This window comes from Limnohabitans sp., assembly GCF_046052765.1.
Classification (GTDB): Bacteria; Pseudomonadota; Gammaproteobacteria; order Burkholderiales; family Burkholderiaceae_C; genus Limnohabitans.
In genome coordinates this window covers 105671-128123 of the sequence record NZ_JAVLFQ010000090.1, presented here as the reverse complement: position 1 = coordinate 128123, position 22453 = coordinate 105671, and the positions used below count along the sequence as shown (strand labels likewise).

20 protein-coding genes are annotated in these 22453 nt (G+C 50.2%); 11 read left to right on the top strand and 9 right to left on the bottom strand.

Annotation, left to right across the window (positions count from 1 at the left end; translation table 11 throughout):
* Position 1 precedes the first annotated feature (1 nt).
* The gene (locus tag AC9UG7_RS13170; RefSeq protein WP_509588608.1) at positions 2–1345 is read left to right on the top strand and encodes an efflux RND transporter periplasmic adaptor subunit; all 1344 of its coding nucleotides are present in this window, start codon (positions 2–4) and stop codon (positions 1343–1345) included.
* A 1-nt stretch (position 1346) separates the two neighbouring features.
* Positions 1347–4451: an efflux RND transporter permease subunit gene (locus AC9UG7_RS13165; RefSeq protein ID WP_509588606.1), complete on the top strand. Its 3105-nt coding sequence runs from the start codon at positions 1347–1349 to the stop codon at positions 4449–4451.
* 10 nt (positions 4452–4461) lie between these two features.
* Here the strand turns inward: AC9UG7_RS13165 and mobA are convergent, their stop codons facing one another.
* The 3 genes from mobA to AC9UG7_RS13150 form a co-directional block, all read right to left on the bottom strand.
* Complete coding sequence (mobA, locus tag AC9UG7_RS13160; RefSeq protein ID WP_509588604.1) at positions 4462–5091, bottom strand: molybdenum cofactor guanylyltransferase MobA; 630 nt, start codon at positions 5089–5091, stop codon at positions 4462–4464.
* Positions 5092–5093: 2 nt separating this feature from the next.
* Positions 5094–6251: a GTP 3',8-cyclase MoaA gene (moaA, locus tag AC9UG7_RS13155; RefSeq protein WP_509588602.1), complete on the bottom strand. Its 1158-nt coding sequence runs from the start codon at positions 6249–6251 to the stop codon at positions 5094–5096.
* Positions 6252–6501: 250 nt separating this feature from the next.
* The gene (locus AC9UG7_RS13150; protein WP_509588600.1) at positions 6502–8670 is read right to left on the bottom strand and encodes a sodium-translocating pyrophosphatase; all 2169 of its coding nucleotides are present in this window, start codon (positions 8668–8670) and stop codon (positions 6502–6504) included.
* A gap of 233 nt (positions 8671–8903) precedes the next feature.
* Between AC9UG7_RS13150 and ppa the strand changes: the two genes are divergently transcribed.
* Entirely contained in the window at positions 8904–9440 is a 537-nt protein-coding gene (gene ppa, locus AC9UG7_RS13145) for an inorganic diphosphatase (RefSeq protein WP_509588598.1), read from the top strand.
* 1 nt (position 9441) lies between these two features.
* Here the strand turns inward: ppa and AC9UG7_RS13140 are convergent, their stop codons facing one another.
* Entirely contained in the window at positions 9442–10614 is a 1173-nt protein-coding gene (locus AC9UG7_RS13140; protein WP_509588675.1) for a GNAT family N-acetyltransferase, read from the bottom strand.
* A gap of 7 nt (positions 10615–10621) precedes the next feature.
* Here AC9UG7_RS13140 and AC9UG7_RS13135 point away from each other — a divergent pair, with 7 nt between their 5' ends.
* Positions 10622–12286 (top strand): NAD+ synthase, encoded by a 1665-nt coding sequence (locus tag AC9UG7_RS13135; RefSeq protein ID WP_509588596.1) that lies wholly within the window; start codon positions 10622–10624, stop codon positions 12284–12286.
* A gap of 35 nt (positions 12287–12321) precedes the next feature.
* Positions 12322–12660, top strand: a complete 339-nt coding sequence (locus tag AC9UG7_RS13130; protein WP_509588593.1) for a P-II family nitrogen regulator — start codon at positions 12322–12324, stop codon at positions 12658–12660.
* 59 nt (positions 12661–12719) lie between these two features.
* On the opposite strand, the gene AC9UG7_RS13125 is transcribed toward AC9UG7_RS13130, so the two are convergent.
* The 5 genes from AC9UG7_RS13125 to AC9UG7_RS13105 form a co-directional block, all read right to left on the bottom strand.
* Complete coding sequence (locus AC9UG7_RS13125) at positions 12720–13304, bottom strand: LOG family protein (protein WP_509588590.1); 585 nt, start codon at positions 13302–13304, stop codon at positions 12720–12722.
* A gap of 30 nt (positions 13305–13334) precedes the next feature.
* Positions 13335–13868, bottom strand: coding sequence for an RDD family protein (locus AC9UG7_RS13120; RefSeq protein WP_509588588.1), 534 nt, complete (start codon positions 13866–13868; stop codon positions 13335–13337).
* Positions 13865–14371: a DUF3106 domain-containing protein gene (locus AC9UG7_RS13115; protein ID WP_509588586.1), complete on the bottom strand. Its 507-nt coding sequence runs from the start codon at positions 14369–14371 to the stop codon at positions 13865–13867. The genes AC9UG7_RS13120 and AC9UG7_RS13115 overlap by 4 nt, the downstream gene beginning before the upstream one ends.
* Positions 14372–14517: 146 nt before the next feature.
* Positions 14518–14958 (bottom strand): DUF3619 family protein, encoded by a 441-nt coding sequence (locus AC9UG7_RS13110; protein WP_509588584.1) that lies wholly within the window; start codon positions 14956–14958, stop codon positions 14518–14520.
* Positions 14955–15521 carry an RNA polymerase sigma factor gene (locus AC9UG7_RS13105; RefSeq protein WP_509588582.1) on the bottom strand — a complete coding sequence of 189 codons (567 nt, stop codon included), beginning with the start codon at positions 15519–15521 and terminating at the stop codon, positions 14955–14957. The genes AC9UG7_RS13110 and AC9UG7_RS13105 overlap by 4 nt, the downstream gene beginning before the upstream one ends.
* 261 nt (positions 15522–15782) lie before the next feature.
* Between AC9UG7_RS13105 and AC9UG7_RS13100 the strand changes: the two genes are divergently transcribed.
* The 6 genes from AC9UG7_RS13100 (at position 15783) to AC9UG7_RS13075 (ending at position 22396) form a co-directional block, all read left to right on the top strand.
* A complete protein-coding gene (locus AC9UG7_RS13100; protein WP_509588580.1) occupies positions 15783–17564 on the top strand; it encodes an acetolactate synthase 3 catalytic subunit in 1782 nt (593 codons plus the stop codon).
* Between the two features lie 100 nt (positions 17565–17664).
* The gene (gene ilvN, locus AC9UG7_RS13095; RefSeq protein WP_509588577.1) at positions 17665–18156 is read left to right on the top strand and encodes an acetolactate synthase small subunit; all 492 of its coding nucleotides are present in this window, start codon (positions 17665–17667) and stop codon (positions 18154–18156) included.
* Positions 18157–18183: 27 nt separating this feature from the next.
* A complete protein-coding gene (gene ilvC / locus AC9UG7_RS13090; RefSeq protein WP_509588575.1) occupies positions 18184–19200 on the top strand; it encodes a ketol-acid reductoisomerase in 1017 nt (338 codons plus the stop codon).
* A complete protein-coding gene (locus AC9UG7_RS13085; RefSeq protein WP_509588573.1) occupies positions 19200–19847 on the top strand; it encodes a phosphatidylserine decarboxylase in 648 nt (215 codons plus the stop codon). Before ilvC ends, AC9UG7_RS13085 begins: the two co-directional genes overlap by 1 nt.
* A 4-nt stretch (positions 19848–19851) precedes the next feature.
* Positions 19852–20655, top strand: a complete 804-nt coding sequence (gene pssA, locus AC9UG7_RS13080) for a CDP-diacylglycerol--serine O-phosphatidyltransferase (RefSeq protein ID WP_509588571.1) — start codon at positions 19852–19854, stop codon at positions 20653–20655.
* Between the two features lie 202 nt (positions 20656–20857).
* Complete coding sequence (locus AC9UG7_RS13075; protein WP_509588569.1) at positions 20858–22396, top strand: 2-isopropylmalate synthase; 1539 nt, start codon at positions 20858–20860, stop codon at positions 22394–22396.
* Positions 22397–22453: the final 57 nt, after the last annotated feature.

The window sequence follows — 22453 nt, the reverse complement described above, 5'->3', positions numbered from 1 at the left end:
CATGTCCTCTTCTTATAAAACCACCGTTACCGCCTTGATCGCCTTAGTTTTAGCCGGAGGTGGAGGGTGGTGGTATCTACACAAGCCCCCTGCTTCAGGTGCTCCTACCGCAGGTGCTCCCACTGCTGGTGCTCCTTCTGCTGGTGCTCCTTCTGCAGGTGCTCCTTCTGCAGGTGCTCCTTCTGCAGGTGCTCCAGGCGGCGCCCCTCCCGGGCCACCCAGAGCCATGGGGGTTGAAGTCTCAACCGTTCTTAGCGCTAGTCTGCGTGACGATACGCAAACCATTGGTACTTTGAAGTCGCGGCAAAACACCATGGTTCGCCCCGAAGTGGCAGGGCGAGTGGTTGCTTTGGGATTTACTGACGGCAGTCAGGTCAAGGGCGGGCAAATGTTGGTGCAACTGGATGATTCACTGCAACGCGCAGAAATTCAGCAATCGCAAGCACAAGTATCCATTGCACAGGCCAATCACAAACGAAACCAAGAACTGGTGGCCCAGAATTTCATTGCGCAAAGAGCACTTGACGAAAGTTTGGCTAATCTACAAGTTGCCCAAGCCCAACTGGCGTTGACGTGTGCCCGTTGGCAGCGCATGCGCATTGTTGCGCCTTACTCAGGCACAGTAGGTATTCGCAATGTGAACATCGGAGATTTTGTCAAAGACGGTGCAGACCTAGTGAACCTGGAAGATTTAAGTGGCTTGTATGTAGATTTCCGTTTGCCTGAACGCTTCCAAGACAAAGTCAATTTGAGACAAACGGTGGAAGTGCAAGTCGACGCCATTCCTGGTCGCAATTTTCAAGCGCGTATTGAAGCCATTGACCCATTGATTGATGCCAATGGTCGCTCCATCAGCGTACGCGCTTTGTTGAGTAACAGTGCGGCCCCGCAAAAATCCAAAGCGCCAGATGCGGGGGCCGCGGTCCCCAAGGCTTTCAATGCTTCTGCGACAAGCGCAGAAACTGTTTGCCCTGCAACACCTGTGGTTTATGCTGACAAAGCGGCCACGCCAGGCCCTTTACGACCCGGTATGTTTGCCCGAGTGAATGCATTGTTTGCCCTGAAACAAGCGGCCTTATCTGTACCGGAAGAGGCTATTGTTCCTGTAGGTGGTAAGCAATTCGTGATCCGGGCAGTGCCGCCAGAAGAGGTGCCTGAGCACGGGCCGTTACCGCCTGACACCAAACTTGTCTCTAAACGTACCGAGGTCAAACTGGGCTCTCGCAAACAAGGTCGGGTGGAAATCCTCTCTGGCTTGAACGCTACTGACAGTGTGGTGGTGGCTGGACAGCACCGTCTGCAAAAAGACGGCACAGCGTTGCGTGTGGTTGAAACCAGGAACTGATATGCAATTGCCTGAACTATCGATTCGTCGACCGGTCTTTGCGACGGTCTTGTCATTGCTGATTCTTTTGATTGGCATGGTTTCTTTCAATCGTTTGGTGGTGCGTGAGTACCCGAAGATTGACAACCCCACTGTGACTGTGGAGACACGCTACGTGGGCGCTTCAAGTGCTGTGGTTGAAAGCCAAGTGACCAAAACACTCGAGGACTCATTGGCCGGTGTTGAAGGCTTGGATGTGATTACCTCCATCAGTCGTCAAGAACAAAGCCAAATTACCGTGAAGTTCTTGTTGACGCGCGACCCGGATGCGGCCGCTGCTGATGTGCGTGACAAAGTGTCTAGGGTACGTCAGCGTTTACCGGTAGGCATTGACGAACCGGTGATTGCCAAAGTCGAAGCCGATGCATTCCCTGTGATTTGGCTTTCCTTGAGTTCTGACACGATGAACACATTGGAATTGACCGATTTGGCCAACCGCATTGCCAAACCCATGATGCAGACTGCACCAGGTGTGGCAGATGTACGCATTTTTGGCGAAAGAAAATATGCCATGCGTATTTGGTTGGATACCGATCGCCTAGCGTCTTACCGATTAACCACACAGGATGTTGAAGAAGCGCTCAGGCGTGCCAACGTAGAAGTGCCCGCAGGCCGTGTCGAAAGCCAGACGCGAGAATTCAATGTCACCACCGCTACCGATTTACAAAAACCTGAAGAGTTTCAGGATATTGTGATCCGCAATATCAATGGTGTGTCGATCCGAATGGGCGATGTGGCTCGTGTTGAACAAGGACCATTGGCCGAGCGTTTTTCAGTCCGCTACAACGGTAGCGAAGCTGTGGCTCTTGGCGTGCTGCGTAATTCCACGGCCAATCCGCTGGATTTGAGCAAGGCCATCACAGCCATGTTGCCGCGCATTCGCGAAAATATGCCCAAAGGTGTGGATATTGAAATTGCCAACGACTCGTCGGTATTCATCGAAGAATCCATCAAAGCGGTCTATAAAACTATTTTGGAAGCCGCGGCACTGGTGTCGCTGGTTATCTTTTTCTTTCTGCGTACATTCCGCGCCTCCATTATTCCGCTGATCACTATTCCTGTGTCATTGACAGGCAGTTTTGCGTTGATGGCCTTGTTTGGTTTTTCCATCAATTCATTGACGCTGTTGGCTTTGGTCTTGGCTATCGGCTTGGTGGTGGACGATGCTATTGTGGTTCTTGAAAATATTTATCGCTATATAGAAGAGGGGATGGAACCGTTTGCGGCGGCCATCAAGGGCGTGCGTGAAATCGGTTTTGCTGTGGTTGCCATGACCTTGACCTTGGTGGCTGTGTTTGCGCCTTTGGCATTCACGCCTGGCCGTACGGGTCGTTTGTTTGCCGAGTTTGCGCTGGCCTTGGCAGGCGCGGTGTTAGTGTCGGGCGTGGTGGCTTTGTCGTTATCACCCATGATGTGTTCATTGCTGCTCAAGCACAACCCCCAACCCGGATTTTTTGATCGATACGTTGGTAAATTCCTTGAGAAGATGACCCAAATTTATGGCGGGATGTTGCACTGGACCTTGAGTGCATCGCGCTTAGGTGGTATTCAAATTTCCAGACGTTGGCTGGTCGTTGGTGTCATGCTTTTAGCGGCTTGGGGCTCGTTTGAATTATTCAAAACGGCCAAGACCGAGTTGTCACCCATGGAAGACCGTGGGGTCATTTTGATCATCATCAACGGACCCGATGGCGCCACGTTGGACTACACCTCCAAGTACGTCAATTTGCTTGAAAAAATCGGCCGCAAATACGCTGAGTTCGATAAATTTTTTGCAGTCGTGGGTAATCCCACGGTAGCTCAAGGCGCTGTATTTTTAGGTGCTAAACCATGGGCGGAAAGACCAAAGTCCACCTTAGATTTGGCCCGTGAAATGATGCCTGCGGTGGCCAGTTTGCCGGGTGTGATGGCATTTCCGATCACACCGCCTTCATTGGGGCAGGCGTTTCGAGAGCGCCCGTTCAACTTTGTCGTGCTGACTGGCGACAGCTATGAAAATCTGGCGAAAGTCACCAAAGTTTTGCAAGAAGAAATTGCAAAAAATCCCGGCATCGTCAGTGCAGATGTGGACTTGCGATTGAACAAACCAGAGCTGAGCTTAGAGGTGGACCGCGATCGCGCAGCTGACTTAGGGATTCCCGTAGAGACCATTGCGCGTGCGGTAGAAACCGCCATGGGCGGACGCTCAGTCACGCAATTCAAGCGTAACGGCGAGCAATACGATGTGGTGGTGCAAGCTGACGCCAAAGGCCGCGACAGTCCTGACGGCATAGAAAAGATTTTTGTACGTGCCAAGGGCGACGTGATGGTGCCATTGTCAGCTTTGGTTCGCTTGAAAGAAGTCGTCGTGCCACGTGAATTGAATCACTTTGCCCAACGTCGCAGTGTGACATTCACCGCAAACTTGGCACCGACATATTCATTGGGCGAAGCATTGAAGTTTATGAATGAGGTCACTGCCAAGGTGCTGAAAACAGGTTATTCAACCGATGTGAATGGCAGTTCGCGCGAGTTCTCGCAATCAAGTGGCTCATTGACTGGTGTTTTTGTATTGGCCTTGGTATTTATTTTTCTGGTGTTGGCCGCACAGTTTGAAAGCTTTGTCGACCCGTTCGTCATTTTGTTATCCGTGCCTTTGTCCATGGTTGGTGCTTTGCTGGCGCTCAAATACACTGAAAGCACTTTGAATGTGTACAGCCAGATCGGATTGATCACGTTGGTGGGTTTGATCACCAAGCACGGTATTTTGATTGTAGAGTTCTCCAACCAGTTACGAGCCAGCGGCATGACTGCCGTCGCAGCTGTACATCGCGCGGCCACGTTGCGACTGCGCCCGATTTTGATGACCACGGGTGCGATGGTGCTAGGCGCCATCCCCTTGGCGCTGGCCACCGGCGCGGGTTCAGAGAGCCGTCGTCAAATCGGGTGGGTGATTGTCGGAGGTATGACCTTGGGCACCTTGCTAACCATCTTTGTCGTGCCCACCATGTACTCTCTGTTTGCACGCAAGTCCACACCCGGGCCGAACCTTACCGTGGTGGAAGAAACTGCGCCATCACACGGCTAAGCTTTAGGCTTCAGGACGCCAAATCCTGAAGCTCTTGCAATGTATTGGCGTTGGCAAAAGGGTCAGGACCGCTCTCTGGTTTCGAATAATTGCACAAGCCTAGCGCGGCTTGTTGATGTGCCCACTCACTGATTTTGTGGCCATCGTTTTGCAAAAAATCATGCAGTGTTGCGCATAGACTGCGATGCATCAAACAAAACACAGGCTGTAGCTCCCATGTGGTATCTTGCGTTCGCTGTGTTTGCACCATGGCAATCAATGCCTGTTGATGCACAGCGGCTGCCAGTCTGTCAAACAAATCGATTGGAAAAAACGGACTGTCGCAAGGTACTGTCACCAGCCACTCGGTGTCGCAGTGTTGCAATCCCGTTAAGAAACCGCTGAGCGGCCCGTGGTCGGTGAGGACTGTATCTGACACGACTTGACAGCCAGTTAACGCATATTCAGCCAGATGACGGTTGGCATTGATGATGACTTGCGCTACCTGCGGTTGCAAACGTGCAATGGCGTGTTGCACCAGCGTCTGGCCGCGAAATATTTGCAAGCCTTTGTCGATACCGCCCATGCGCGATGCCCGCCCACCTGCCAATATCCAACCTGTGGTGTTGTGCGTGTTGGGTAGCGAATACAGCGGTTGCATGCTTAGCCGCCTATGTAACTCATTTCCACACGTTTTTTGCCGGGCAAGGTGGCGGGTAATTGGTTCAAACCACGCAACTCTGAATAGCGGTCTTCGCGTTGTTGCCAAATCAGGCCAATGGCCGATGCAATGTCTGAGTCGCTGGCGCCATCTCGCAAGAGGCTGCGTATATCGTGGCCTTGCACCGCAAACAAACACAGGTACAACTGACCCTCGGTGGACAATCGTGCGCGGTTGCAGTCGCTGCAAAACGCTTGCGTTACGCTGCTGATCACGCCGACTTCACCCAATGCCGGATCGAACCTGCCGAAAGCATCAGCATAGCCCCAGCGTTGCGCTGTCTCGCCAAGTGCCGAGGCTTCAAGCGGCACCAGTGGGAATTCGGTTTGCAATAACTTAATCAGTTCAGCAGATGGCAGTACTTCGTCCATTTGCCAGCCGTTGGTTTCGCCCACGTCCATGTACTCAATGAAACGCAGCGTGATGCCCGTGCCGCGGAAATGCCGCGCCATGGGAATGATTTCACTCAGGTTGGTGCTCTTCTTGACCACCATATTGATTTTCAAACCGCTGAATCCACCTTTGGCGTCGCGCCCCAAGCCCACTTCTTTGGCGGCTTCAATGCCGTCCAGCACATCGGCCACGGGGAAATCCACGTCGTTCATGGCGCGGAAGATGTTGTCGTTCAAACCATCGAGACTGACAGTCACGCGTTGCAGACCGGCGGCTTTCAGAGCGTGTGCTTTTCTTCTTAGCAGCGAGCCGTTGGTTGTGAGGGTCAGGTCTAAGGGCAGGCCATCTGGGGTGCGCAACGCAGACAGCTGTTCAATCAGCAATTCCAAGTTTTTACGCAACAAAGGCTCGCCACCGGTAAGCCGAATTTTTTGCACACCGTGCGCCACAAAAATGGAAGCAGTGCGGGTGATTTCCTCAAAGCTCAGCAGCGAGGCGTGCGGAAGGTATTTGTAATTGCTGTCGAACACTTCCTTGGGCATGCAGTAGTTGCAGCGGAAGTTGCAGCGGTCGGTGACGCTGATGCGCAGATCGCGCAGCGGGCGCCCGAGCTTGTCGCCGAGCAAGCCAGTGGCGGGAATGGCTTGGGTGGGGATGGTGGCGCGGAGGTTGCGCTGATCGATGACGGGGATGACGCGTTCAGACATAAAACGTATTGTCCCTCAGATCGGTTTGACTCTAATTTATCGCTATCGGGGTCAGATTCCAATTAATTCAGGACAGCTTGCCGACCCTCCATGTTCGCCAATCTGATGTGGTTTGTTTGGTCGACTAAAAACAATTGGGATCTGACCCCAATTATCAAACAATTGGGATCTGACCCCAATTATCCTGACGCATAGCCATGAAAAAAGCCCGCCTAAGCGGGCCTTCCTCAAAGCGAAAAGCTAAATCAGCTTATTTCTTCTCTTCAGCAGCAGGTGCTGTAGCCGTCTCAGCAGGTGCGCTGACAGCTGCTGGTGTTTCTGCTGCCATTGGCGCAGCAATGCTGCCACCGTGGAAATGCATCATCACTGGCACGATCAGCAGCGCCACGATGTTGATGATCTTGATCAACGGGTTCACCGCAGGGCCGGCAGTATCTTTGTACGGGTCGCCCACGGTGTCGCCGGTCACTGCTGCCTTGTGGGTCTCAGAACCTTTGCCGCCGTGGTGGCCGTCTTCGATGTATTTCTTGGCGTTGTCCCAGGCACCGCCGCCGGTACACATGGAAATCGCCACAAACAGACCGGTGACGATGGTGCCCATTAACAAGCCGCCTAAAGCCGCAGGTCCGAGAACCAAGCCGACCACGATCGGTGCGACCACGGGCAACAAGCTGGGGATCATCATTTCTTTAATGGCCGCTGTCGTCAGCATATCAACCGCAGTGTCGTACTCGGGCTTGCCAGTACCGTCCATGATGCCTTTGATTTCCTTGAACTGGCGGCGTACTTCCACCACCACGGCACCGGCGGCGCGGCCCACGGCCTCCATCGCCATGGCACCGAACAAGTAGGGAATCAGTCCGCCGATGAACAATCCAATGATGACTTTGGGGTCGCTCAAGTCAAACTGGATGTGCGCGCCCAGGCCTTCGAGCTTGTGGGTGTAGTCGGCAAACAGCACCAACGCTGCCAGACCCGCAGAGCCGATGGCGTAGCCTTTGGTGACCGCTTTGGTGGTGTTGCCCACCGCATCCAATGGGTCGGTGATGTCGCGCACGCTGGCAGGCAGTTCAGCCATTTCAGCAATGCCGCCAGCGTTGTCGGTGATGGGGCCATAAGCGTCCAAGGCAACCACGATACCGGCCATGCTCAGCATGGACGTGGCAGCAATGGCAATGCCGTACAAACCGCCCAAGTCATAGGCGCTGTAAATCGCAGCACAGACAAACAGCACAGGCCAAGCGGTAGAGCGCATAGAGACGCCCAAGCCTGCAATGATGTTGGTGCCGTGACCGGTGGTTGATGCTTGCGCAATATGCTGCACAGGAGCGTACTGGGTGCCGGTGTAGTACTCAGTGATCCAGACCAACGCGCCGGTCAGTATCAAACCGATGGCACATGCGCCAAACAATTTACCTGCGGTCAAAGCGGTGCCGTCAGGCAAAGCCACAGAACCGGGGAACAGCGACTGGGTCACAAAGTAAAAAGCGATCAGTGACAAGATGCCGGAAACAGCCAAGCCTTTGTAGAGTGCGGGCATCACATTGGTCATGCCAGGACTGGCTTTGACAAAGAAGCACCCGATGATGGATGCCACGATGGACACGCCGCCGAGCACCAGCGGGTAGATGACCATGTTTGGACCAGCGGTTCCTGCCAGTAAAGCACCCAACACCATGGTGGCGATCAGAGTCACGGCATAGGTTTCGAACAAATCAGCGGCCATGCCGGCACAGTCACCGACGTTGTCACCAACGTTGTCAGCGATCACGGCAGGGTTGCGCGGGTCATCTTCAGGAATACCGGCTTCGACTTTGCCCACCAAATCGGCGCCGACATCAGCCCCCTTGGTGAAAATGCCGCCGCCTAAACGAGCAAAGATGGAAATCAATGAAGAGCCAAAGGCAAAACCAACCAAAGGATTGAGCATGCCTGCCAGTGCTTTGCCGTCTGCAGGAACGCCTGCCGCCGTTAAGTACCAGTAAAAGCCTGTCACGCCGAGTAAGCCTAAGCCAACCACCAACATACCGGTGATTGCGCCGCCACGAAAGGCAACATCCAGCGCTGGGCCAATGCCTTTGGTCGCGGCTTGAGCGGTGCGAACGTTGGCACGTACTGAAATATTCATACCTATAAAGCCGCATGCGCCTGAAAGCACAGCGCCAAGTACAAAACCGACGGCGCTTAATGGGTCTAAGACCACAGCAATCAGTACCGCCAACACCACGCCGACCATGGCAATGGTTTTGTATTGCCGCGCCAAATAGGCGGCAGCACCGGTTTGAATGGCTGCAGCAATTTCTTGCATGCGGGCGTTGCCGGCGTCTTGGGAAAGAATCCAGCTGCGTGCCCAAAATCCGTAAATCACGGCGATGAGGCCGCAAGCTAGCGCAAATACCAGCGCTGTAGAACCAGTCATAAGATCTCCTTGAGTTGTTTCGCGAAGAGGGGGGGCAACGTTCAAAGGTTGTTTGCCCCACCTTTGCGTTGCTTCCTCACGCACCCGACAGAGCGTGATTGGCCAACCCCGAGAATGTACGCCATTCGCGTTACCGTTCTTTGAAAATGCGCACGCAGAACAAAGTAAACTCAGGGTAAGTACTGATATTTCAGTGTGATTTTTTTAATTTATTTCATTTTTCGAAAAACACCATGGCCTTAGACAACGTTACCGCTGGAAAAAATACACCGCATGAATTCAATGTCATCATTGAAATTCCCATGAACGCCGACCCCATCAAGTATGAAGTGGACAAGGAGACCGGCGCAATTTTTGTAGACCGCTTTATGAGCACTTCCATGCATTACCCGACCAACTACGGTTATGTGCCTAAAACCATCAGCGGCGATGGTGACCCGGTTGACGTGTTGGTGATCACACCTGTACCGTTGATTCCCGGTGTGGTGGTGACCTGCCGACCCATTGGCATTTTGAAGATGGAAGACGAAGCTGGCATGGACGGTAAGGTGCTAGCAGTACCCACCGATAAAATTTTGTCCATCTACACTCAATGGCAAAAACCCGAAGACATGAACCCGATGCGCTTGAAAACCATTGCCCATTTCTTTGAACATTACAAAGATTTGGAGCAGGGTAAATGGGTGAAGATTTTGGGCTGGGAAGGCCCTCAGTCTGCCATGCAAGAAATCGAAGAAGGCATAGTCAACTACCGCAAACTCCATCCCTGAGTTAGGCGCTGCGCTTGAACGGATTGCGTTCGTCGAGGTGTTCAAGATAATTGTCGACACCTCTTGTCTCGCGGGTTAAAAATTCTTCAACGGCTTTTGAAAAACGTTGATCAGCTAACCAGTGCGCACTTTGCGTGCTGACTGGCAACAGGGCGCGCGCCATTTTGTGCTCGCCTTGTGCGCCGCCTTCAAAACGTTTCACACCATTTGCAATACACCATTGGATTGGTTGGTAATAGCAAGCTTCAAAATGCAGGCAATCAACCCTCTCTAAAGCGCCCCAATAGCGGCCATATGCCACCACGGGGCCTGAACCGTCAGCATCATGTAGTCCAATCAAGCTGCAGGCCATAGGACGGCCTTCTCGCTCGGCGATGAACAACAGCCAGTTCTGTGCCATATCTATGCGCATGTGACGAAAAAAATCTGGCGTCAAATAAGGGGCATTACCGTGTTCTAGGTAGGTACGCTCATAGCACTGGTAGAAAAAATCCCAGTCTGTGTTGCTAATGGTGGTGCCTTGGGCGTGTCTGAAAATCACCCCGGCATCTTGCACTTTGCGCCTTTCTTGGCGGATTTTTTTACGTTTCTCTTGGTTCAAGCTTGCCAGAAATGCATCAAAGTCTGCCCATCCGGGGTTTTGCCAATGAAATTGGACGGTTTGTCTTTGTAGTAAACCTGCACGTTCGCTGGTTGCGATGTCGTTGGCACTGCCAAATAACATGTGCAAGGATGACAGTTTTTCTGCTTCGCACCATGAGACCACAGCTTGCAGCAGCATGTCGCGGTGCTGATCACTGTTTGCTAACAACCGCGAGCCGGGAACAGGCGTGAACGGTACGGCAATCAGAGCTTTGGGGTAATAGTCCAGTCCGTGTTGGTTGTAAGCATTCGCCCATGCCCAGTCGAACACGTATTCGCCGTAAGAATGGGTTTTCAAATAGAGCGGGCAGGCGGCCACCAAGCTTTCTTTGTTCCAAAGTGTGAAAAATTTAGGGGTCCAGCCACTGGCGGGAACTGCACTGAGACTGTCATGCATCGCCGACAAATAGGCGTGCCGCATGAAAGGTCCAGGACAATCCTGCATCGCAAGCAACGCGTCCCAGTCGGTGGCCGGTATTTCTTGCGGGTGTTCGTGCACCCGAATGCCATAATCGTTCAGCTTTTTTTGCATTTCATCCATGACGCTTCAACTCAGTGTAGCCCAGCTTAATTTCACTGTTGGTGACATGACGGGCAATGCCCGCAAAATCATTGACGCCGCTCGCACGGCTTACCAGCGTGGCGTTCGCCTGCTCATCACGCCCGAACTGGCCATTTGCGGTTATGCCGCCGAAGACCTGTTTTTGCGGCCCTCTTTCATTGCCGCTTGCCAAGCGGCGGTGGCGCTCGTACAAACCGAGCTTGCTGATTTGCGAGGTATGCATGTGGTGGTCGGACATCCTAGCGGTGACGACAAGCGCACGCGTTCGGTAGCTGTGCAACAGCGCCACAACATGGCGTCGGTCTTTTGTGAAGGCAATTTGATTGCCACCTATGCCAAGCGCGAATTACCCAATTACCAAGTCTTTGATGAGCGCCGCTATTTCATTCCCGGTCAGGATACCTGCGTCTTTGAGGTGCACGGCGTGAAGATCGGCTTGCTGATTTGTGAGGATGCCTGGTTTGAGCAACCCGCGCTGGATGCTCTACATGAAGGTGCGCAATTGCTGGTAGTGATGAATGCCTCGCCGTTTCACCGGGGCAAAAGTTTGGAGCGTGAGCAAGCCATGCAGGCTCGTTGCTTGGCTACTGGTTTGCCTTTGGTGTATGCCCATTTGGTCGGCGCACAAGATGAGGTGGTGTTTGAGGGGCGATCGTTTGCTTTGCAAGCCGATGGTGAAGTAGCAGGAAGGGCGCCAGGCTTTGTTGAACACGCTTTTGAAGTGAGTTGCGTTATGAATGCTGGTCGGCTGGCGTTGTCTGCGCACCAAGCGGATGTGGCTGATGATTTGTCTGATGTCTGGCAAGCACTGGTGCTAGGTGTACGTGATTACATTAGTAAAAACAGGTTTTCCTCAGTGCTATTAGGTTTGTCGGGTGGCATCGACTCAGCGCTGGTGATGGCGATTGCGGTGGATGCATTGGGTGCCGATCGGGTGCGCGCAGTGATGATGCCTTCTCCTTATACGGCTGGTATCAGCCTGACCGATGCACGCGAGATGGCGCAGCGTATGCGAGTGCAGTACGACGAATTGTCCATTGTCCCGATGTTCAATGATTTTTTACAGACGCTGGCGCCTGATTTTGAGGGTAAACCAGTCGACACGACCGAAGAAAATATCCAAGCGCGCATCCGCGGGACATTGCTCATGGCCATGTCCAACAAACACGGCGCTATCGTACTCACCACCGGCAATAAAAGCGAAATGGCTACTGGCTATTGCACCTTGTATGGCGACATGGCTGGTGGCTTTGCGGTTATCAAAGATGTGTCTAAAACACTGGTCTACCAATTGTCAAACTGGCGCAATTTGCACGACCCATTCGGTACTTGTACGACCCCGATTCCCGAGCGCATCATCACCCGGGCGCCGAGTGCCGAATTGCGTGAGGACCAGACCGATCAAGACAGCCTGCCTGCTTACGACGTGCTGGACGCCATTGTTGAACGCTACATGGAGCAAGACCAAAGTCCAACGCAAATTGAAGCCGCCGGCTTCAGACGCGAGGATGTCGATCAAGTGATTCGTTTGATTCGCATCAATGAATACAAACGCCGTCAAGCACCTATAGGGGTACGTATTACCCACCGTGGCTTCGGCAAGGATTGGCGTTATCCTATAACCAGTCTTTTTCGTGCCTGAACAGGCTTGTTGTCGGTCTCAACGGGGAATTTCAAATGAAACAAATCACAGCCATCATCAAACCCTTTAAGCTTGAAGAAGTGCGCGAGGCTTTGGCCGAGTGCGGGGTCACAGGTCTTACCGTAACTGAGGTCAAAGGTTTTGGCCGTCAAAAAGGCCATACCGAGTTGTACAGGGGTGCTGAATACGTTGTGGATTTTTTACCAAAAGTCAAAGTGGAAGTTGTGGTCAACAGTGTCGATGTTGATCGTTGTGTCGACGCCATCGTGGTTGCAGCACGCACTGGCAAAATTGGTGACGGAAAAATATTTGTCACTGCCGTTGAGCGCGTCATTCGTATCAGAACTGGCGAGACAGACGAATCTGCTGTCTAACAACACGGTTTGCTAATGGTTAAAGCAAGTTTGACTTGTTTTTCTGTGCTTGGTGTCACTCAAATACCGTTGAAACCGTCTGACTTTGCCAAGCCAGCGGCTTCAACCAGCATCGGAAGTAAACTTTCTATGCTGTCTGATTGAAAGACAAAATCCATCTGCCAATCTGACACAAACCCCTTGGCTACAGTGTTTTGCATGAACCCTAGCAGGCCATCGTAATAACCATCGACATTAAGCAAACCTATGGGTTTATTGTGAAAACCCAGTTGTCGCCAAGTCCAGACTTCAAAAAGTTCTTCAAAAGTGCCTATGCCACCAGGCAAAGCCAAAAAGGCATCGGCATGTTCAGCCATCATAAATTTACGTTGATGCATGTTGTCCACCAAGTGCAATTCATCGCAATCATCATTGGCAGATTCTTTTTCTGCAAGCGCATGCGGAATCACACCTATGACTTTGCCGCCGGCTGACTTCGTTGCCCTTGCAACTGTTCCCATCAATCCATTGCTACCACCACCGTAAACCAGTTGCCCTTGGTGCGCACCAATCCATTGACCAACGGCAGTTGCAGCTTGCGCGAAGGAAGGCGAGGCGCCGGTACGAGAGCCACAGTAAACACAGAGTGAAAAAGCAGGTTTCATGGGCAAAGTGTAATTAATGAAATGGAATATTTATACAGTGTCTATTTTGACGGGTCTGACATCCATCAACCTGGTGCCGGCCCAATGATCGTGCCAGAACTGACGATCTTTGTGGAAATAACTTAACCATGACCAACAAACGATCCAAACAGGGCAAGCTAACAATGTGATTGACAGCGGTGCATTTAACCATTGCATCAGCAATAAAGGCGGTAAAAACCATACCCAACTCAATAAATATCTGAGAAAAGCGCGGCTTTTTTCAAGCGGTTGACCATCTGCATCTGCGACGCGGATGTGCCAAGTTTTCATGGCCAGTGTCTGACCTTTGTGCCAAAACCAAGAGAAATAAAGAGCCAACACAAGAAAGATGAAAATCTGCTGGCCTGTTCTGTTTTCTAATGCATGGCGGGTCTGAGTCAAGGTGCTGAATAAATAACCCGAGATGAAAATAACGGCAAAAAGCAATATGCCTTCATAGATCCAGCAACTCAGTCTTCTCAGCAAGGATGGAGCGGTAATCAAACCTGCATCTTTGCTGGTTTGATCAATCAGAGGAGTCATTGCTTGTCAGATATCACTCGTTTTTTGATGGGCAGTAAAGTTTGGGGGTCTACCTCAGCCGTTTCTATACGAGGGGGTTTATCTTGCCCCTCTTTTTTGACAACAGGCGTGGTTGTCAGTTTCCCTGGGGCAATCAGACGAGGAACGATTGCTGCGCCTTTGGGTAATACAGGTTTTATTTGATTCAGCTTGTTTTTTTCTTCGTCATTGAGGGATTGGTATTCTTCCCATTTGGCCAATTTTTCGTCATTACTGAGTTGCTGTGATTGGGTGAAGTGCAAGCGAGCCTGGTAGCGTTGCGTAGGTGAAAGTGCTGCCCATTCGCGCATACGTTCTTGGGCGGTGGCTTGAGACTGCGCACTTAAAGTAGGAAAATTTTTAGCGATTGCCAGCCATTTGCGTTTACGGTTTTCTTCAAGCGATGGCCACAAATTTTGCAACGGTAGAAGAATTTCTTTTTGAGAGGCGCTAAGTTCCGTCCATTTGGGAGAGGCCTCATGCATTGAATGTGGCTGTTTTGTCGTTTGAGCAGCAGTTGTTTCGAGGTTAGCGCTTTGTGTTTGAGCAAAAACAAAGCTCAGGCAAGCACACCAAACGAGAAGCGAAAATGAAAATATGCTGATCAATTTGCCCATGGTTTGAGGTGGCATTAATCTTTTTGAGTGGATTTGATTTTTAGAAAATCAATGAAGGCTGGATCAGAATAGGCTTGGGGTGGTAAGTCATCGATGAGAAGTGCTGAGTCAATTTCAGCCAACTCCAAGGCTGATTGATCGTTATGAAATTCATATAGCAGCATCAATCCAGCGACAAGACAAACCAATGGAATGAAAGAAACGAACATGTTGTAGATTTCTTTACCCTTGTTTTCAAAAGGCATTCTTACTGAGCCGTCGGCTTGTAGCTGAGGGTCGACTGCTGACTGAAAAACTGGCAGAGGCAGGCGGCGTGAAGCCAATGCCCGCGTGCGAGCCGCACGCAAACGTTCCGAAAATTCGTAGGGAAGTTGTTGATTGCCCAACTCCAAACGAGATGCGATAAATTTACCGAATTGATCTTCTTGGCTTTGTAAATATGTTGTCGATTTCATGGTTTAAATCCTTTGGCAATCAGGGCTTTGTGTAAAGCCTGAATAGCTCTTGAGCAGTGAGTTTTAACACTGCCTTCAGAACAACCCATAGCTGCAGCAGTCTCAGCTACATCCAACTCCTCCCAATAACGCAGCAAGAAGGCTTCTCGTTGACGGCCGGGGAGATTTTGGATTTCGAGCTCGATTTCATGCACTGTTTCGGTGCGAGAAAACAATTCTTGTGCGCTTTCTGTGAATTGGGTGACTTCGTCAAGCGAAGTGACTTCTAAAAAATCAAAACTTTCTGATTCATCTGAATCCCCAAAGTCGTTGTAATTGGAAAACAAGGCATTGCGTGTTTTTTGTCTTCGAAACCAGTCTAAAGTGGTGTTGGACAAAATTCTCTGAAAAAGCATGGGTAGTTCTTGCGCAGGCTTATCAGCGTAGTGCTCTACAAGTTTCATCATGCTGTCTTGAACGATATCTAAGGCGGCATCTTCATTGCGCACATGGTAGAGAGATCGCTTGAATGCACGTTTTTCAACGCTGACAAGAAAATCTGATAGTTCTTTATCGGAGGCCAAGTGGTTAAGTCTAGAGTTCGCGCAAGTGAAGATGGGAAAGCATTTTTATTCCTTTGATTATGTCATTTCAGGCCGTTGTTGAAGACATAAGCAATAACCATTAGAAAAAATGTCATAATCCTAGGCTGTCCCAAGAAAAGGGTCTGAGCTTGGTGTTAAACACTTATGGCTTGGTATCCAAAGTTTTGATGTGCCTTCAAAAGAGGTTACAAAAAGGCACCCTGGGTTTTTCGTCTACGAAATTCACAAAGGTTATACCCCATGGAAATATCAAAAGCTGAGTTGCAATCGGCGGCGGTTGTCAATCAACAAACCCACGCTGCGATTGAAATCAATGGATCAGATATTCTGGTCAAAGCGCTTCAAGCAGAAAATGTCAAATACGTCTGGGGCTATCCTGGCGGCGCTGTTCTTCATATTTATGATGCGCTTTACAAACAAGAAAGTATTCAGCATGTGCTGGTTCGCCATGAGCAAGCTGCGGTCCATGCTGCTGATGGTTATGCGCGTGCAACAGGCGATGTAGGCGTCGCTTTGGTGACCTCTGGTCCGGGAGTGACTAACGCCATTACCGGCATTGCCACTGCGTACATGGACAGTATTCCTATGGTCATCATTACTGGTCAGGTTCCTACGCATGCGATCGGTTTGGATGCCTTTCAAGAATGTGACACTGTCGGCATCACACGTCCCATCGTCAAACACAATTTCCTGGTCAAGGATGTGCGAGACATGGTCGATATATTGAAAAAAGCTTTTCATATCGCTCGCAGCGGTCGTCCCGGTCCAGTGGTGGTCGATATCCCCAAAGACGTGTCGTTCAAGAAAACCACCTATTCTGGCTACCCAGCAACGGTAGAAATGCGCTCTTATAACCCCGTCCGTAAAGGCCATACAGGCCAAATACGCAAAGCACTCCAACTGTTATTGACTGCTAAGCGCCCATTCATTTACACCGGTGGCGGCGTCTTATTGAGTGAGGCTTCAACTGAACTGCGTCAGTTGGTCGATATGCTGGGTTTTCCCTGCACCAACACATTGATGGGGTTGGGTGCTTACCCAGCCAGTGATCGCAAATTTTTGGGCATGCTGGGAATGCATGGCACGGTTGAAGCAAACAATGCCATGCAAAATTGCGACGTTTTATTGGCTGTAGGTGCACGTTTTGATGACCGAGTCATCGGTAACCCCAAGCACTTTGCACAAAACGAACGCAAGATTATTCATATTGATATCGACCCTTCCAGCATCTCTAAGCGTGTCAAAGTTGACATCCCCATAGTCGGAGATGTCAAGGACGTGCTGACCGAAATGATCGGTATGTTGAATGAAACTCCTGCCAAACCGGATCCTCAATCGCTGGCGGCCTGGTGGGAAACCATTGAAGCTTGGCGTGCTCGCGATTGCTTGAAATATGACCGCCACAACACTGAGGTCATCAAGCCTCAGCATGTGATTGAAACCTTGTGGAACATGACCAAAGATGCAGACGCCTATGTCACTTCTGACGTGGGCCAACACCAGATGTGGGCTGCGCAATACTACCGCTTTGATCAGCCACGCCGATGGATCAACTCTGGCGGCCTGGGTACTATGGGTGTAGGTATTCCCTATGCCATGGGTATCAAGCTTGCAAAGCCTGACAGTGAGGTTTACTGTGTAACAGGTGAGGGCTCTGTACAAATGTGTATCCAAGAGCTTTCAACTTGTTTGCAATACAACACGCCGATCAAAATACTTTCACTGAACAATCGTTACCTTGGCATGGTGCGGCAGTGGCAAGAAATTGAGTATTCTGGGCGATATAGCCACAGCTACATGGATGCATTGCCTGATTTTGTGAAGCTTGCTGAAGCCTATGGCCATGTGGGCATGTTGATCGAACGCCCTCAAGATGTAGAGCCGGCTTTGCGTGAGGCCAGAAAACTGAAAGACAGAACTGTCTTTATGGATTTCCGAACAGACCAAACCGAAAACGTTTTTCCTATGGTCCAGGCCGGTAAAGGCATCACCGAGATGTTGCTTGGCAGCGAAGACCTTTGATGCCAGATTTTTTTTAAATTCTTTTTGACGAATCTATTGTCCGCCGAGCCGACTGGTTACCGTCAGTTGGGGAGGGCGGCGAAAAGAGGAATCCCTACCTATGAAACACATCATTGCAGTATTGTTAGAAAACGAACCCGGAGCGCTGTCCCGCGTAGTAGGCTTATTTTCAGCGCGTGGTTACAACATTGAATCCTTGACTGTGGCGCCAACAGAAGACCCCAGCCTTTCGCGAATGACTTTGCAGACATCGGGCTCGGATGATGTGATTGAGCAAATCACCAAACACTTGAACAGGCTGATTGAAGTGGTCAAGGTGGTAGACCTGACAGAGGGCGCATACACCGAGCGTGAATTGATGATGGTCAAAGTACGCGCTGTCGGTAAGGAGCGTGAGGAAATGAAGCGTATGGCAGATATTTTCAGAGGTCGCATCATAGATGTGACCGATAAAAGTTACACCATTGAATTGACTGGCGATGTATCTAAAAACGATGCTTTCATAGAAGCCATCGAACGCAGCGCCATTTTGGAAACAGTGCGCACCGGCGCCAGCGGCATTGGCCGTGGTGAACGCGTATTACGGGTTTGAATTGAAACAACATATAAGGAGAGAGCCATGAAAGTTTATTACGATAAAGACTGTGATTTAAGCCTGATCAAAGGTAAAACTGTTGCCATCATTGGCTATGGCTCTCAAGGCCATGCCCATGCCCAAAACTTGAATGACAGTGGTGTCAAAGTGGTGGTCGGTTTGCGCAAAGGTGGTGCTTCTTGGGACAAGGTTGGCAAAGCAGGCTTGAACGTCATGGAAGTCAATGACGCAGTCAAATTAGCTGATGTCGTCATGATTTTGTTACCTGACGAACAAATCTCAGAGGTCTACAACAATAATGTTGCTCCACACATGAAGCAAGGCGCATCGTTGGCATTTGCCCACGGCTTTAATGTTCATTACAACCAAGTCATACCACGTGCTGACTTGGACGTATGGATGGTAGCGCCAAAGGCCCCGGGCCACACTGTTCGCTCAACCTACACTCAAGGTGGCGGTGTGCCCCACTTGGTGGCGATTCATCAGGACAAATCAGGCAAAGCGCGTGATCTCGCACTAAGTTACGCCATGGCTAACGGCGGCGGCAAGGCAGGCATCATTGAAACCAATTTCCGTGAAGAAACTGAGACGGATTTATTTGGTGAGCAAACTGTGTTGTGCGGCGGTGCGGTCGAATTGATCAAGATGGGCTATGAAACCTTGGTCGAAGCTGGTTACGCGCCTGAAATGGCATACTTTGAATGTCTGCATGAACTTAAACTGATTGTTGATTTGATTTATGAAGGCGGTATTGCCAACATGAATTACTCGATCTCTAACAATGCAGAGTATGGTGAATATGTCACTGGCCCTGAAGTCATCAATGAACAATCGCGTGAAGCCATGCGCCATGCCCTCAAGCGTATTCAAACAGGCGAATACGCCAAGATGTTTATTCTCGAAGGCCGCACCGGTTACCCCAGCATGACGGCACGCCGCCGATTGACCGCTGACCATTCAATTGAAAAAGTGGGTTCACAGCTTCGCGCCATGATGCCTTGGATTGCCAAGAATAAGCTGGTTGACCAGAGTCGTAACTGATGAACTACCCGCACCCCTTGTTGGCGCGTGAAGGCTGGCCATTCATAGGATTGGCAACTGCTGCATCTTTGATTTTGACGCTGTTATGGGGCTGGAAGGTGGCAATTCCAGCTTACATGGTGCTTGCCTTTGTCATACAGTTTTTTCGTGATCCACCCAGGGCTGTGCCAGATGAGCCTCATGCAGTTCTTTCTCCTGCAGATGGGCGCATCGTCAAAATTGAAAAAGTGCGTGACCCCTATGCCGATCGTGATGCATTGCTGGTCAGTGTGTTCATGAATGTTTTCAATGTTCACAGCAACCGAGCCAGCGTCAATGGGCGAGTGCGGGCAGTGCATTATTTTCCTGGACTGTTTGTCAATGCCGATTTGGATAAAGCCTCAACGGAAAATGAGCGCAACGCCGTCATCATCGATACAAACGTCAGTGGTGAAAATCAGGTGGTCACACTGGTCCAAGTCGCAGGTCTGATTGCGCGGCGTATCCTTTGTTATGTTCATCCGGGCGACACGCTTGAAAAAGGCCAGCGTTACGGATTTATTCGTTTTGGTTCTCGTGTCGATGTTTATTTACCTCTAACTGCTGTTGTGCGCGTTGCTCCTGGCGACGTGGTTTCGGCTACCTGTACTGTTTTGGCGACCCTTTGAGCCCATGAGTTTGCAAGAACCCACCGACAACAACGAAGAAGTCCCAAGTCGTTTGCGTAAGGGCATTTATGTGCTGCCTAATTTATTTACGCTTGCAGCTTTGTTTGGTGGGTTTTATGCGATTGTGATGGCCATCAATAATCAATTTGAAGCTGCTGCTATCGCTGTATTTACTTCCATGGTTCTTGACAGCTTAGATGGTAGGGTTGCTCGAATGACCAACACGCAATCCGCATTCGGCGCGCAAATGGATTCGCTTGCTGACATGGTTTCTTTTGGTGCTGCACCTGCGTTAATTACATATGTATGGGTATTAAAAGACTTGGGCCGATGGGGTTGGTTTGCGGCATTTGTGTATTGCGCTTGTGCCGCTCTCAGATTAGCAAGATTCAATGTCAATACCTCAGTTGTTGACAAGCGTTTTTTTCAAGGACTACCCTCTCCAGCGGCAGCAGCTTTTGTCATGGGATTTGTTTGGGTAATTACCGTACTTGAAGTAAACAAGTCTGACATGGCCTGGGTATGTTTTGCATTTTGTCTATATGCAGGGCTGACAATGGTTAGCAATGTTCCCTTTTACAGTTTCAAAGATTTCCAGATGCGAAAAAGTGTGCCTTTTGCAGTCATCGTTTCTATTGCGCTTGTGATTGCAGTCATCAATATTCATCCCCCTGTTGTTTTGTTTGCTTTGTTTTTGGGGTATGCATTAAGTGGCTATGCGGTCTATACATGGCGTCGAACCAAAGGTTTGCCAACCAGTGTGATCAGTACCTCAACGGACGAACCGGACGAGAAAGGCTTGCATTAAGGAGTTGTATTTTTTGAATCCATATTCTTTATGCTACATTTCAACCATGATCAATTTGCACAACCTATTGCTACTAGGCTTCTTCGGGCCGACACAGTAACGCTTGCGCGATTATCTTCAAGGCCCGTATGCTCCTCGCATCGGGCCTTTTGTTTTGGCGTTTTGCGGGACTCGTGGCAGTTCACAACACAGGAGTTGATTGATGAGTGACCATTTGATTATTTTTGACACCACTTTGAGAGATGGCGAACAATCTCCCGGTGCCTCTATGACTCGCGATGAAAAGTTACGCATAGCTCGACAGTTGGAGCGGTTGCGTGTTGATGTGATTGAAGCTGGTTTTGCAGCAAGTTCAGAGGGGGATTTTCAGGCGGTCAAAGCAATTGCTAACGCCATTACTGAATCTATTGTCTGTTCGTTGTCGCGTGCCAATGACAGAGATATTTCAAGGGCGGCTGAAGCACTCAAAGGGGCAAAGCGTTCGCGAATACATACATTCATTGCTACTTCAGAATTACACATGGAAAAGAAGTTGCGCATGACGCCTGACCAGGTGTTTGAGCAGGCCAAGCAGTCTGTTCGTTTTGCACGTAACTTGGTTGAAGATGTTGAATTCAGCCCTGAAGACGGTTATCGCAGCGATATGGATTTTTTATGTCGAGTCCTTGAAGCTGTAATTACCGAAGGAGCAACAACTATCAATGTACCGGACACCGTAGGCTATGCCGTGCCTGAGTTGTATGGCAACTTCATCAAAACTTTGCGTGAGCGAATTCCAAATTCTGACAAAGCCATCTGGTCTGTTCATTGTCATAATGATTTGGGCATGGCGGTTGCCAATTCGTTGGCCGGTGTACAAATTGGTGGTGCCCGTCAAGTGGAGTGCACCATCAACGGACTGGGTGAACGTGCGGGTAATTGCTCTTTGGAAGAAATTGTCATGGCTGTGAAAACACGCAAAGACTATTTTGGTTTGACCTTAGGCATAGAAACTCAGCATATTTTGGCGGCCAGTCGCATGGTGAGTCAGACTACCGGTTTTGTGGTTCAACCTAACAAAGCGGTGGTCGGGGCAAATGCTTTCGCGCATGCCTCAGGCATCCACCAAGATGGCGTGCTGAAAGCTCGCGACACCTACGAAATCATGCGTGCTGAAGACGTGGGATGGAGCGCAAATAAGATTGTGCTTGGTAAATTAAGCGGACGAAATGCATTTAAGCAGCGGTTGCAAGATTTGGGTGTCGAGCTTGAAAGTGAGGCCGAAACTAATGCTGCTTTTGCCCGCTTTAAAGAATTGGCAGATCGTAAAAGTGAAATTTTCGACGAAGATATCCTCGCGCTTGTTAGCGAAGAAAGCGTCTCTCACGACGGTGATGTCTTTACATTTGTCAAGCTTTCTCAGCACAGTGAAACCGGAGAACAACCCCATGCTGCCATTGTTTTCACAGACAGTGGAAAAGAGGTTTCTTGCGAATCAGGCGGTAACGGCCCAGTAGATGCTTCACTTAAAGCCATTGAAAAACATGTGCAAAGCGGTGCAGAAATGGTCTTGTATTCAGTCAATGCCATCAGTGGTTCGACGGAAAGTCAAGGTGAGGTGACTGTCCGATTGCAAAATAATGGTCGCATCGTCAATGGCGTTGGATCTGACCCAGATATTGTTGTTGCCAGTGCAAAAGCTTATCTCAGTGCGTTGAACAAACTTCAAAGTAAGGCTGAGCGAGTTGCTGCTCAAGGTTAATCGAAAATAACTATTTCGAATTATTAATTAACAAAGTGTTCTTTAGAAATCACATGC